The sequence below is a fragment of the Hyunsoonleella sp. 2307UL5-6 genome (genome assembly GCF_047345485.1).
Lineage (GTDB): Bacteria > Bacteroidota > Bacteroidia > Flavobacteriales > Flavobacteriaceae > Jejuia.
Genome location: NZ_JBLFEN010000007.1, coordinates 159,521 through 173,887, shown reverse-complemented (window position 1 = coordinate 173,887; position 14,367 = coordinate 159,521). Strand labels below are relative to the sequence as shown.

General features: G+C 31.1%; 8 protein-coding genes. 2 read left to right on the top strand and 6 right to left on the bottom strand.

Features of this window, described 5'->3' with window-relative positions:
* Positions 1–153: 153 nt before the first annotated feature.
* Together ACKGJY_RS13460 and ACKGJY_RS13455 are read right to left on the bottom strand one after the other, a co-directional pair.
* Complete coding sequence (locus ACKGJY_RS13460) at positions 154–585, bottom strand: TerB family tellurite resistance protein (RefSeq protein WP_413974423.1); 432 nt, start codon at positions 583–585, stop codon at positions 154–156.
* A 248-nt stretch (positions 586–833) separates the two neighbouring features.
* Positions 834–1,481 carry a DUF2459 domain-containing protein gene (locus ACKGJY_RS13455; protein WP_413974422.1) on the bottom strand — a complete coding sequence of 216 codons (648 nt, stop codon included), beginning with the start codon at positions 1,479–1,481 and terminating at the stop codon, positions 834–836.
* Positions 1,482–1,579: 98 nt separating this feature from the next.
* Here ACKGJY_RS13455 and mfd point away from each other — a divergent pair, with 98 nt between their 5' ends.
* Entirely contained in the window at positions 1,580–4,990 is a 3,411-nt protein-coding gene (gene mfd, locus ACKGJY_RS13450) for a transcription-repair coupling factor (protein ID WP_413974421.1), read from the top strand.
* Positions 4,991–5,061: 71 nt separating this feature from the next.
* Entirely contained in the window at positions 5,062–6,432 is a 1,371-nt protein-coding gene (locus ACKGJY_RS13445) for a TlpA family protein disulfide reductase (RefSeq protein ID WP_413974420.1), read from the top strand.
* Positions 6,433–6,609: 177 nt separating this feature from the next.
* Here the strand turns inward: ACKGJY_RS13445 and ACKGJY_RS13440 are convergent, their stop codons facing one another.
* The 4 genes from ACKGJY_RS13440 to ACKGJY_RS13425 are packed head-to-tail and all read right to left on the bottom strand — an operon-like array spanning position 6,610 to position 14,177.
* The gene (locus ACKGJY_RS13440) at positions 6,610–6,969 is read right to left on the bottom strand and encodes a YraN family protein (protein ID WP_413974419.1); all 360 of its coding nucleotides are present in this window, start codon (positions 6,967–6,969) and stop codon (positions 6,610–6,612) included.
* An 18-nt stretch (positions 6,970–6,987) separates the two neighbouring features.
* Entirely contained in the window at positions 6,988–8,952 is a 1,965-nt protein-coding gene (locus ACKGJY_RS13435; RefSeq protein ID WP_413974418.1) for a DUF3857 domain-containing protein, read from the bottom strand.
* Positions 8,953–8,958: 6 nt separating this feature from the next.
* A complete protein-coding gene (locus tag ACKGJY_RS13430; RefSeq protein WP_413974417.1) occupies positions 8,959–10,878 on the bottom strand; it encodes a DUF3857 domain-containing protein in 1,920 nt (639 codons plus the stop codon).
* Between the two features lie 2 nt (positions 10,879–10,880).
* Positions 10,881–14,177 (bottom strand): tetratricopeptide repeat protein, encoded by a 3,297-nt coding sequence (locus ACKGJY_RS13425; protein WP_413974416.1) that lies wholly within the window; start codon positions 14,175–14,177, stop codon positions 10,881–10,883.
* Positions 14,178–14,367 lie beyond the last annotated feature (190 nt).

Genomic DNA, 14,367 nt, shown 5'->3' with positions numbered 1-14,367 from the left:
GCCGTGTATTACACTTGGAATTTTCATCTACACTATTACCAAACGGATTAGAATACAAAGAAAAAGAGCAAATATTCAATCAAAACTCATAATTAAACCCACAAAAAAAGCGCCCAAATAGACGCTTTATTTATATGTATTAGAATGAAGTTATTATCTATTCATATTCTTTATTTGATCCACAAAATCATCCAAGTCAGCACCATTTTTTACAAGTGTTAATGCTTTGTCGATAATGTATTTTACGTTTACGGCATGAAAACCAAGCCCCACAGCTAGTTTTTTCAAAAGTTCAATTTCAGAATCTCCAGTGATGGTGTCCACATGAATCATACGTACTAAATCGTACAAACGCTCTAAACGCTTGTCATAAGATACTGGCGGATTAATCGGATGCGAATTATAATCTTTTAAAATCTGTTTATAATCGTTTTCGCCAATTTCCAATCTACGTGCCAATCGGTCTAAAAAGGCCTTTTCGTCATCTGTAATCACTTCGTCAGCCATTGCCACACGCACTATTGCTGCAAAATGACTTTCATTACGCTTTTTAAAACCACTATCAAATAAATCTGAAAACGACATATTATATTTCTTTATTTAGTGCTGCAAACCTACATATTTTTTTTAAGAATTTAAACCCATTTTTATAAAATAAACGTAGATAATACTTCTAGTGATTTTGATTTTTTTATCGAAATTGTATCTAGAAGTTGGGCGCTTGCCTAACTGCGGTATAGCAAACTGGTTGCCGCAAGGGTCGGACTTTTATTTTTACGCCATTAATTTAAAAATGGTCTCGTTATAATCCTTAACTAATGTGTTACATCTGATTAATTATACTTGTTAATCAACCCAAAATCAAAAGGTGTCCATAAACAAGCCTTTAAATCAGAAGCTTTAAAGCCCGTATTTACCCAAGAATTACAAGTGTCTAAGCAAGAATAACTGCCATTAGCTTTATAAAAATTATCAAATGCAGTGTAGAATGTGTTTGGAAGTATATCGAATTTATTATCGTTATTTAATTTAAAAGTTTGGAATATGTAGGTGTTTAGTGCATTTAATTCACGCTCACTAAGTTTTACAAGAGTCCAATTATCATCTTTAGTTGTGTAACGCGTTACATGCATCAATGACGTACTTTTTAGAAACATGGCCGAAAACCCATTTTTTAAAGTTAAATCTCCCCAAGTTGGTGTGTTTATGTAAAAATTCTCATCACCCCAGCCAAAAGAAATGTAATTTTCATCTTCTAGAATATAGATGTTTTCTAAAGTTTTAGAACTAATATTATTTTTATGAATAACTATATCTAAATGTACACCATTAGTATGTAAATAAACCGATTTGATGTTTTTTGTTATTTCATCATTTTTATTTACAGTTATAGAAGAAAATATAAGTGAGATAATAATGTAGGCGATTAATGTTGATAATAGATATCCTAACCACTTTAAAATTCGTTTTATATTTTTCAAAACTTATAAACTTTGTGAGACTAATGTAAACAAAGATTTAATATCATTATACTTAAAATAAACCTAAACTGTATATTTGCACCTCAAAACAAAATTAGGTGAGTCAATCTATAATCTCTCAAACCTATTTACAGACTTTGCAAATGCAAAATCTGCAAAATACTATTGCTCAAACTGAAACTAAAACACATTTAAAGGGACTTGTAGGATCATCACTTTCCTTTGTGATTTCAAGTGTATTTAAAACAGCCGAAAAACCTTTTTTATTAGTTTTTAATGATAAAGAGGAAGCAGCACATTACCTTAATGATTTAGAACAATTATTAAGTGAAAAAGATGTGCTATTCTATCCTGGAAGTTATAGACGCCCTTATGATATTGAGGAGACCGATAATGCTAATGTATTATTGCGTGCCGAGGTTTTAAATCGTATAAATTCTCAAAAAAAACCAGCAATAATTGTTACATATCCTGATGCTTTGTTTGAGCAAGTAGTAACACGAAAAGAGCTAGAACGCAATACACTAAAAGTAGGTGTAAATGATAATTTGTCTATAGATTTTGTAAATGAAATATTGTTTGAATATAAATTTAAACGTGTAGATTTTGTAACCGAACCAGGAGAATTCTCCGTACGTGGTGGTATTGTAGATGTCTTTTCGTTTTCACATGATGAACCGTATCGGATTGAATTTTTTGGCGATGAGGTAGATTCAATCAGAACTTTTGATGTTGAAACTCAACTATCCGTAGCACAAATTAAAAAAATCAATATTATTCCTAATGTGGCGAATAAGTTGATGGAAGAAAAGCGACAAAGTTTCCTGAAATACATCGCTCAAAAAACTGTTGTTGGACTAAAAAACGCAGACTTACTTTTCTCTAGGATAGATGATTTTTATTCAAAAGCTGAAGATGCTTTTAAAGAACTTTCTGAAGATATAAAACATGCTAAACCGCATGAGTTATTTTGTAATTCGGAGGTATTGAAAAAACAGCTTCTAGAGTTTTCTATTATCGAATTTGGAACTTCTACTGTTTTTAAAAACAACGTCATTGCGAGTGGAACGAAGCAATCTGCTTCTTTAGGAGAGACGAACTCGTCGCACGCTTCTCTTAATGACGAGATAGTGTTTAACACCACGCCCCAACCCGCATTCAATAAACAATTTAACCTTTTAATTGAAGATTTAAACGCAAACCACGAAAAAGGATACACCAATTATATAGCTTGTGTAAGCGAACAGCAAGCCAAACGATTCCATGATATTTTTGACGATGCTAAGTTGGATGTTAAAGATTATCAAACGGTAATATTATCCTTGCATCAAGGATTTGTAGATCATGATAGTAAAATTGTGTGTTATACCGATCATCAAATTTTTGAGCGTTATCATAAATTTCAAATTAAAAGTGGTTATGCCAAAAAGCAAGCCATTACGTTAAAAGAATTGACCAACTTAGATATTGGTGATTATGTCACCCACATCGATCATGGTATAGGCCGTTTTGGCGGACTCCAAAAAATAGATGTAGAAGGCAAAAAACAAGAAGCCATAAAGCTGATTTACGGCGAGCGTGATGTGTTGTATTTAAGCATCCATTCGCTTCACAAAATCACCAAGTTTAATGGTAAAGATGGTAAACCGCCTAAGATTTATAAATTAGGCAGTAGTGCTTGGAAAACGCTAAAACAAAAAACAAAAGCGCGTGTAAAACATGTGGCTTTTAATTTGATAAAACTCTACGCTAAACGTAAAACTCAAAAAGGTTTTCAGTACAATCCAGATAGCTACATGCAGCACGAGTTGGAGGCTTCGTTTATTTATGAAGACACGCCCGACCAAAGTACCGCAACAGCTGATATTAAAGCCGATATGGAAAGTGAGCGCCCTATGGATAGACTTATTTGCGGCGATGTTGGTTTTGGTAAAACCGAAGTGGCAATACGAGCAGCTTTTAAAGCTGTAGATAATGGGAAACAAGTGGCTGTTTTAGTGCCGACAACTATTTTAGCATACCAGCATTCTAGAACGTTTAAACAACGTTTAAAAGATTTTCCTGTAGTGGTGGATTATGTGAACCGGTTTAGAACTGCCAAACAAAAACGTGAAACTTTAGAGGCTTTAGCCGAAGGAAAAGTAGATATTATTATTGGTACACACCAACTCGTAAATAAAAATGTGAAGTTTAAAGATTTAGGCCTACTTATTGTTGATGAGGAGCAGAAATTTGGTGTTGCTGTAAAAGAAAAATTGAAAACTTTAAAGGAAAATGTAGATGTATTAACCTTAACCGCTACGCCAATTCCAAGAACATTACAGTTTAGTTTAATGGCGGCTAGAGATTTGTCGGTTATTACAACACCACCACCAAATCGCTATCCCATAGAAAGTCATGTGATTCGTTTTAATGAAGAAACTATTCGCGATGCGGTGAGTTATGAAATTCAACGTGGCGGACAAATATTCTTCATTCATAACCGTATAGAAAATATTAAAGAAGTGGCGGGCATGTTGCAACGTTTGGTACCAGATGCTAAAATTGGTATTGGGCATGGGCAAATGGAAGGTAAAAAGTTAGAATCATTGATGCTTCAGTTTATGGATGGTGGTTTTGATGTTTTAGTAAGCACAACTATTGTGGAAAGTGGATTGGATGTCCCAAATGCCAATACTATTTTCATAAACAACGCCAATAATTTTGGATTGAGTGATTTGCATCAAATGCGAGGTCGTGTGGGACGAAGTAATAAAAAAGCGTTCTGTTATTTCATTACTCCAGAGTATTCTGCGATGACGGATGATGCAAGAAAGCGTATCACAGCCTTAGAGCAATTTACTGAATTAGGAAGCGGATTTAATATTGCGATGAAAGACTTAGAAATTCGTGGGGCAGGCGACTTATTAGGTGGAGAACAGAGTGGTTTTATAAATGAAATAGGGTTTGATACCTATCAGAAAATTCTAAATGAAGCCATAGATGAACTTAAAGAAAAAGAATTTAAAGATTTGTATGAAGACGAAGGTGAAGAGAAGGTTTACGTAAAAGATGTAACGATTGATACAGATTTTGAATTGTTATTTCCTGATAGTTACGTTAATAACATTGCAGAACGGTTAAATTTATATACGCAGCTTAATAATTTAAAAACTGAAGCAGAACTAGAAAAATTTAAACTAGAATTAATAGACCGTTTTGGCGAGTTACCAGCACAAGTGACCGATTTATTAAACAGTGTCCAAATAAAGTGGTTAGCCACCAAAATTGGTTTTGAAAAGGTCATTATGAAACAAAACAAACTTATTGGTTATTTTATTACAGATCAGCAAAGTAGTTTTTATCAAAGTCCTAACTTTACCAAAGTATTACAATTTGTACAAACGCATCCAAAGGTTTGCAAAATGAAAGAGAAACAAACCAGAAATGGCTTACGATTATTGCTTATTTTTGAAAATATAACATCAGTAAAACAAGCTTTAGAGGCTTTACAGCCTATTGTGGCGTAATTATTGTTTTATATTAAAATAGAATAAATACATTATCATCTTGAACGTGTTTCAGAACTTAAAACTTTAAAATGGATTTAAAATATTTACTTTTTTTACTTTTTTTAACCCCTGTTATCCTTTTTGGGCAACACAGCATAAAAGGTACATTTGCACCAGCCGGAGAATTTGAAATTGCATTGCTATACAAAGTAGATCCTACACATTCCAATTACGTAACAAACTCACCTATTGCTGCCGATGGTAGTTTCGAAATTAAATTAGATTCAACAGTAACTAAAGGCATGTATCGTATAACTTATGCGGTGCCTCAAGAGGAATATAATTTTGATATTATATACAACGGTGAAGAAGATATTGAGCTTAAATTTAATTCTGAAACAGGGGTTGAGTTTATAGCTTCTATGGAAAATAAGTTACTAGAATCTTATACAAATAGCATGTTGATGATAACTAATAGCATAGGTAATTATTTTCGAGATGGTAGTAAAACTAAAGATAGTTTAGCTTTAGCATCTATTTTTAAAACGCAAAAAGAAACTCAAAATGGATATGAAGAGGCTTCAAACGGTATGATAGCTTCACATTTTGTAAAAGCAAATAGACCTTATATTCCAGAAGATATTATTGACGTAAATACATATGTTGAAGGACTTAAAGCAAATTATTTTAATCACGTAGATTTTAATAATCCGATTTTACAACGTTCTAATTTTTTAACAGAGCGCATGTTGAATTACGTGTTTGGTATGTCGTCACAAAATGGTAATGAAGCCGAAGATTACAAAAGAAATATTGACGTTTTTAGTACAGCAATGCAAAATGCTCCAGATGAGATTAAAAAATCATTATTTACAGATTTATGGGAGCAAATGGTAGATTTAAAACTAGAATCTGTTGCTAACTTTATAGCAGAAAAATATTTGATGGATTTATCGGTTAAATTAAACGACCAGCAATTGCTACAGGCGCTAATATTACATCAAAATATTACTATTGGAAATAATGCACCTGATTTTTCTATCGAAATTACTAAAGATAAAGAAACCGTAAAGACCTTACTAAGTAAATTAGATATTGCAGAACACTATGTTGTAGCCTTTTGGAGTAGTAGTTGTTCGCATTGTTTAAAAGAAATTCCAGAGTTGCATGAATTTACCAAGACCTTTGAAGAAGGTAAGTTAAAAGTAATAGCTATAGGTTTGGAAGATGAGCCTTACGGATGGAAAACTTTAACGTATGATTTTCCTAACTTTTTTCACGTGTACGGTGAAGGTAAATGGGATAACGAAATAGGCAATAGCTACGGTGTAACCGCAACACCAACTTATTTTATTCTAGATAAGGATAAAAAGATTGCTCTAAAACCAGAAGATTTTGAGGAATTAAAACAGTTTTTTGAAACTTCAGATTCACAGCCTTCTATTGAAGATAAGCAATAGTATCTCTTGTTATTTCGAATTTATTTTGGGAGTAGTGGGATGCGAAACGCGCTAAACTTGCAGATAGCAACACGACATTTAAGGACTTTTTGAAAAGTAGGTTATTATGCTGTAGGAAGAATAACTGAATACTCTTTTAGCTAATAAATAGGATGCTTCGCTTCGCTTTTAATGGCATTAAAAATGATAAAACGCATTCTCTAAATGCTCGATATTATAACTGCCTTTTTCTTTAACTATGGCAATAATATCAAAACGAACTTCAACATCTAAATCATTTACGGTAACATATTCATCAACGGCTTTTACTAAACGTTGAATTTGTTTTGGTTTCACAAAATCTTGAGGGTCTCCAAAATCTGCTGTAGAGCGTGTTTTTACTTCAACTATGGCTAAAACATCACCTTTTTTAGCCATAATATCTACTTCAGCTTTATCAAAACGGTAATTACGCTCAATGATCTCGTAGCTGTTTTTCAGAAGAAAATCTACAGCTAGTTGTTCGCCTTTTTTACCGAGTTCGTTGTGTTGTGCCATAAATTAGAAGCTCAATGTTTATAGTGGTTCAAAAACTAAAACCACTTTATTAAAATCTGCTGCACTATTTATTACTGTTCTATATGCTTCGTAATTTTCAACGTCTATAATGTTTTCACGATAATGTTCATCAGCAGTTATTTTTAATAGATTACCATTTAACTCATAATAAGAATCGAATATTAAAATTTCTTCACCGTCTTTGGTAAACAGGTTTTTAATATTAATGTCATCAAGATTTGCAATTTTATAACCATCAGGAATTGTAACTGTTATGGTGCGGTAATAACTTCGTGTAAACTCATTTTCTACAGGTAAAACGCGCTCTTTTTCTTGGTACATTTCCATTTGTCGTCCTATAATTTCGCCTACTTTAAAAAGGTATTTTTTACCTGCTTTTTCAGTAAAGGCTTCAGATTCGAAATCTAGAGCAAATACAATTGGTTTTATTCCAAATAATTCAGAGTTTCCATTCAGAATTTCTTTACTATTAATGGTTACACTTTCATCCAAGCGTTTTGCAAAACTCTCAACTAACTCGTCTTGATTTTCTTGTTTTATAAGGTGCATTACAGGGTGGAAATACATCCCGTAATACCCAGACATGGCGCGTTCTAATTTTATCTTACAATTCTCAATATCATCAGCTTCAAAAGAAATATCTAGCACCATTTTATCAACAGTTTTTTCGGCGGCAATAGGTTTTATATATTTTATTTTACCTAATGCAGAAGTAAAATCGCCCACTTTAACCTCCTTAATAAAAAGACCATAATTATCAGTTAAATAGGCTGGTGGAAATCCGTAACGAGATTCTAATTCACCAGGCGACATGTAGGTTTTGTGCTTATTAAAATATATTAAAAAATCAGTTAGAAAGTTATTGGCTTCAAACTGTTTATCAAATTTTAACTCTTGCCTATCACTCGTTAACACTATTTCGTGTTTTATATCAAGGTATTTAAATAATGCTACATATAGTTTTAAAACTCCAGACTCGCTAGCAACTTTGTTTTTAATAACCTCTTCAAGATCTTTTAAATTCTCATTATTCCCTTCTGTAATAAAGATGTTACTTTTTATATAAAACTCTAGTTTTCTAATAAGAGCTTCTCCTTCAAGATTTTTCTTTCCTGTAGCTTCGGCTATAAACTTTTTAAGTTGCTTATTTGTTCTATCGCTTATTTCAGCATAATAAAAATTATGGATGTTTTGTGCCACTTTACTATATGAAGTAATGTCTTTAGTATTACTAGCAATATTACGATCTAACTTATAAATTACAGCGCTTTTTAGGGCATTGTAAGCAGAGACTTCTTCGTTTATAAGTCCTTTTACATTTTTCATACTTAATTGCCAATGTAATTTGTCTTCCATTATAGTGTCTAATATAACTTCGGGTGTGTTGTTGTATGTTTTAAACTCGAACACTAAATTTTTTGGAGCATATAAATCGAAATCCATTTGCTGTTTGTCGTAACTAGATTGCAAGATTAAACGATTACCACTATATCTGGGATAGCGTTTTACTACATAATAATATTCTATAAAGCTACCTTTGGTAACACCTTCAAACGCAAAATATTTGTAGTTTCTACCAGTTTCTTCATCTTTAGCAGTAAGTATTTTATCGTTTCCTAATTCGATAATTTCACCTGATTTTGTGATTACTCTAGCTTTGTTAACTTTTAATTCTGAAGTGTTATTGTAAGGTAAATACACTTTATTAAAACTTTCTATTTTATCGTCAGAGTTTAGCCAAAGTATTTTGTGTTCCATAAAGTATTCTACAAGGCCGTCATCTTCAAAATAAAATTCTGTAGCCATCTTGTCTTTTATGGCAATTATTGGGTCTTCTGTACCTTCTTCTATAGTATAATTAGGGGTTTTTTCCCAATCGTAATTTTTAAAGAATAAGTCTGTTTGAGCACTAGTTATTTGGCCAACACATAATAGTATTAAAAGTAGTTTTATCTTAAGCATATTAAATTATATTTTTTTGAGTACAATAACTTCCTTGTAAGCTTTATTAATTTTTTTGATGATAGTATTCAATTCTTTTTGCTCGTCTAAATTTAGGTTAATAAAATTTAGTGTCGCAGTATGCGAATAGGTAATAGTTTTTACGTTTTTTTTATAACTAATATCACTAGATACTAAAGTGTTAGAAATAGATATATTTTCAGGAATGTAGTCTACACTATATCCTTCGGGAATATTAAAAGTTGTGGTGTAACTAAAATGGTTTTTATACTCATATTCAATCTCATTTTCCCGGTCTTCATTCATTTTATAAGGCGCTAACTCTTTATTTAAATTAAGGTTTATATAAATTTCATCACCCAGTTTTTTAGCATATCCATTAATATTAAATGTATAATCTATAATAAGGTTTTTATCATAATCAAACTTATTTGTTTCTGTATAATCATCTACTATAAATTTATTATTTCCCTTTTGAAATTGCTTAATATAAAACGTTTTTGTTTTTTGTTTGGTAGTAGCATATTCCAAGATATTAAAGCAATCTAATTTTCTATATCCAGATATTTCTATTTTTGAAGTGCCTACAAGATTTTCACCGTTCAAGTTGATAAATGTTGTATCAATTACAGCATTTTTTTTAGCAGGAACAACAGGTACTTTTTTAATTACAAAACCAGTTTCTCCTTTAGAAATTAGAGCCTCTTTGCCTTGTATAAAAGGTGTAGGATATTCAATGGGGATAAAACGGCCAGTGGCGTCCAAAAAATAAGTATTGTCTTGTTTATCAGTGTAAGATAAAATCATATGATTATCTACAATAGGCGTAGGTACTTCAGCATAACTATAAGGTATTTTTCTGGTGCCAATCCAAGTAAGATCACCTTGTATTCCTGCAATATCAAGCATTTGATAAAGTATACTAGAATTATCTTTACAGTCCCCGTATTTTTTTTTAAAAACATCGTTAGCTTGTCTAGGTACAAAACCTCCCAAAGCATACTCAAATGCAATGTATTTTATGTTTTTTTGAGCCCAATAATATATAGCCTTTACCTTTTCAAAATCGTTAGAAGTATTTGCAGTAATCTCATTTACTACCGCAACAAGTGCTTCGTCAGGTGCATCTTTATTAATGTTTTTTACTAATGAATAATACCACTTGTACAAATCATCAACTTTGTTTGCCAAGGCAATCGTGTTGTTTTTTGTTTTGTATGATGTGATGATTGGTACAATATGAGGGAATATTTTTTTATAAGTTGGTGTATTAGATTCGTACTTAAATTTATCAATATTTTTTAATTCCCACGTGTATATTATATTATTTCGTTTCTCTTGTGTAGTAAACTTAATATCTAAATTATCTGTATTAAATTTTTTGAATTTTAAATTCACATTTTTATCAGTGATAATGGTGACTTTATTACTAACAATTGGAGAGAAATCTGCAAAATAAAAGGGACTTAGAAAGCGTGGATTTTTAACGTTTTCAGAATATTTTAAACGAGATTTGGCACCTTTTTGAAGGTTAGGAAAAATGAAATTTAAGGATTTGGAATCGTCATAGAATGACTGGTCTAACTCATCTTTTTCTGTAAATTCTTTAACTTCTATTTCTTTATATTTTCCGTCTGAAAAAATCAATGACGACGCCTCAACATTTTCTAATTCAAAAAAAGAAGAGAAATGTAACGATCGTTTAGAATTTCTACTTGCGCCTTCATCCAAATACAAATCTTCTTCAATAAACTCTTGAGTAACATTGATGTTTTCGTCGTTTAATTTAATGGTAATTTTTGTTTCTTTGTTTATAGTTACAGAATTTGCATTAGGGTATAAATTTTTAAAGCGTTTAAACTCCTCAGATTGCTGCCCAAAACATGTCATACTTAAACATATGATAATAAAAGATAATATTCGCATCTTTAAAAAGTTTTAGATTTATAAATATCACCATTAAAGTATAATTCTTCTTTGGTTAATTTTCCGTTAGTATCATAATATGTATTTGGGCCATTTAAATAATCGTTTAGATAATTTATTTCTTCTTTTAATGTGCCATTTTCATAATAATACTTAGTTATTCCTTGAAGTTCCCCATGCTCATAATTAAATTCATTTTTCTTATTTCCGTTAGCATAATATTTAATTAATGTGCCATTATATTTTCCATCTATAAATGTCATTTCTGTATCTATTTGTCCAGAATAAAAATACTCTTTATAGTCGTTTACAAGTGCTCCATTTTTATACTCCATTTCTCGGGATACGTTTCCATTATCAAAATAAGCTTTTATTTTGGCTGTTTCATTTTCTATAGCAATCATGGGTAATTCTTTAGAATTCGTATCTAAATAACTGTAACCAATTAGCCTATCATGGTTATAAAAACGAATGAGTTGTAATTTGCCAGATTGGTCATAAAATACTTTTCTTCCATGTACATCACCATAATCATATTCGGTAGTTTGTGATACTTCCCCATTGTCATGATACTCTGTTGAACTTCCTACAATTTTTCCGAATTCGTAGATTTCTTTTTCTTTTAGTTTACCATTTTTATGGTAATTTAAAATTTCGCCATGTAAATTCCCATCACGATAATTTTTAACATAACTTAATGTGCCATCAGGATAATACCATGTCCATTTTCCATTCATTTCACCATTATTGTAAGAGCCTTCTAGTAGGGTATTACCATAATAATCATAGCTTATATAATTTCCATGTTTTGTACCATTAACATATGTGGTTTCTAAATCGGTTTTGCCGTTATTAAACGTATAAACTACTTTAAAGTCATTAGTTTCAGGGCGATAATTTATAGTATCTTGTATATTACCATTATTATCAAAATAGACTTCAGAGTATAGTTTACCTTGTTTGTACATATATGTACGCTCAGGTTTTCCATTTACAGCAAATAATTCTTGAGTGCCATATAATTGGCCGTTATGGTAAAAATTATTTTCTTTCAATGTGCCATTAATATAGTAGTTTTTCCATGTGCCATGGGCTGCATTTTTTTTATACCAGCCTTGTTGTTTCATTTTACCATTTTTATGATACTGCACGTAATACCCATGTAACGAATCGTTTTTGTATTGAGATACAGATGCTACTTCACCGTTGTTATAGTAAGTTGTATAAGCCCCATTAATGTTATTATCACTGTAAATACCTTTACTAGTAAGTACACCATTACTTGAATAATATTCCCAAGGTCCTTCTTTTCCTCCTTTAATATCATAAAGACCATCTGAAAATTTTACACCTTGAGGCGAATATCCATTAAATTTAAATTTCCCACCCTTTTTTCTGGCCTCTTTTATAATCTTACCAGCTTTATCAAAGTATTTATATGCAATTATTTCGCCTTTTCTATATAAAAACTCAGTATGTAATTTACCATCGGTATCATAGTATTTATTTAAACCATCAAGAGATCCTTCATCATAATTTTCATCACTCTCTAATGTGCCATCTCTATAGTAAGTTTTAAAAGGGCCATTGTAAAAATTGTTAATACTGATACCTTCTTTCTTGATGTTGCCATTGGTGTGATACGTTTTGTAAGGGCCATTTAATTCACCATTTGCATAACTAATTTCAGAACCTACATTTTTATTAAATTGATATTTTTTTTCAATACCATGCCTTTTTCCATCTACAAAAGGTATTTCTGCATAAACATCACCATTTGCGTAATATTCTTTAGCCATATTTTCAACATCACCATTTTTATATGGAACATGCCATTCTAATAACGATTCTCCTACTTTAAAATAAGATTGGTATAAGCCATCTAATTGTCCTGCTTTAAAGTATTTTTTCTCGTACAAGCCACCTTTGTCGTTATATAATAGGTATTCGCCATCTAATTTTCCATTCTCATAATTCGTTATATATTTTGGTTTACCATTCTCAAAAAAGTATGTATTTTTTCCATTTAGTGTAGCGTTTTTATAAGTGGCTACTTCTTTTATTTTGCCATTAGTGTGATACGAGGTCCATGTACCATCACGTTCTCCATTATTGTTATATACACCTTCTGAAGCCAATTGACCAGTTTCATGGTATATAAGCCATTTCCCAACTGAGGTTTCACCATTCATTTTACCTATAGCTTGTGTGTAATTATCATAATAAAAACTATTTACCTCTTGGGTTTCTCCCTCAAAATCTAAAGTATTAGGGCTTAAAATATTACGCCATTTATCATAGAATTTTTTTAGAAATTCAATAATATTTTTCTCATTACTTTTTATAATTTTAGCATACTTTTCGTTTTCTATGGGGTAACAAAGTGTGTAGATGAAATTTTCAAAATGATTGTTTTCTGCAATCCATTTGTATAGTGTAACATATTTTTTATCCCAAAAGCCACCATTACCTTCAAAATTTGCTATCTGGTCCAGCATTGCATGATTTTGATTTGTTAAAGCTACTTCTATTTTATGCCCTGTTTTGTATTTTTTATTGAGTGCAATTTTGTTGTTTAAAATTAAATCTAACTCATCAAAAGCGTCATCGTCTAAAGAAATCTCTAAATCGGGATTTGCTTCATTTTCATTTTTACTAGATACTGTATTATTTAAAGATTGTAACGTATTAAATGCATTGTCTTCATCAATAATTAAAATTAAATAGATGTTAAAACACATTAATGCTTGTGTAATCCGCTCTTGTTTATAACAAATATTACCTAATTGTAAATGTGGTCTTGCATATGTAGGCTTAAGTATAATTGCAGTTTCATAGGCTTTAATAGCTTCTTTTGTCTTTAAAGCTTTTTCGTAAGCTATTCCTTTACTACACCATAACTCAGCATTTTTAGGATAGGTTTTTAATGCGGTATCGTATACGTTTAAAGCCTTATCATATTCTTCCATAAGTGTATATGTAAGTCCTTTATTAATATAGAATGAAACATCTAAATCGTTACAATCTCCTTTTAGTCCTTTATTTACTGTTTTTAGAGCTTCATCATATTTTTTTGAGTTTAATTGGTAATATGATTTGGATACTAAAACACGACAGTAGGAGGAGTCGTTTTTGCTGATTTTATTAAGTAATTCAATGTTTTTGGCATAGCCTTCAATGGAGGCTTCACGAGATAGTTGTTCGTAAGTTTCATCAAGGTCTATAAAAGGAATTTTTTCTTGAGCTGAGAATTTAAGGGCGCAAAAAATGAGCACCATAAGGGTAGTTAAATTTTTCATTAGGTTTGTTTAGACAAAACAAAGTACGAAAAATTGGCTATTTAACATAAGTCTTTATGCCGAAAAAGTTACCTTTTAGACGAACTACATGGTTGTAATGAGGAATGGAATAACTCCATATGTGATACACGTGTTAGTATTTACAATTTTATAGATATTTTTATTAGGATACTTGTTAGATCAATAAATA

Bases quoted from the DNA above. Each gene is read 5' to 3' on its own strand.
- ACKGJY_RS13430 (WP_413974417.1), bottom strand. From the start codon at position 10,878: ATGCGAATATTATCTTTTATTATCATATGTTTAAGTATGACATGTTTT.
- ACKGJY_RS13460 (WP_413974423.1), bottom strand. From the start codon at position 585: ATGTCGTTTTCAGATTTATTTGATAGTGGTTTTAAAAAGCGTAATGAA.
- ACKGJY_RS13440 (WP_413974419.1), bottom strand. From the start codon at position 6,969: ATGGCACAACACAACGAACTCGGTAAAAAAGGCGAACAACTAGCTGTA.
- ACKGJY_RS13445 (WP_413974420.1), top strand. From the start codon at position 5,062: ATGGATTTAAAATATTTACTTTTTTTACTTTTTTTAACCCCTGTTATC.
- ACKGJY_RS13425 (WP_413974416.1), bottom strand. From the start codon at position 14,177: ATGAAAAATTTAACTACCCTTATGGTGCTCATTTTTTGCGCCCTTAAA.
- ACKGJY_RS13435 (WP_413974418.1), bottom strand. From the start codon at position 8,952: ATGCTTAAGATAAAACTACTTTTAATACTATTATGTGTTGGCCAAATA.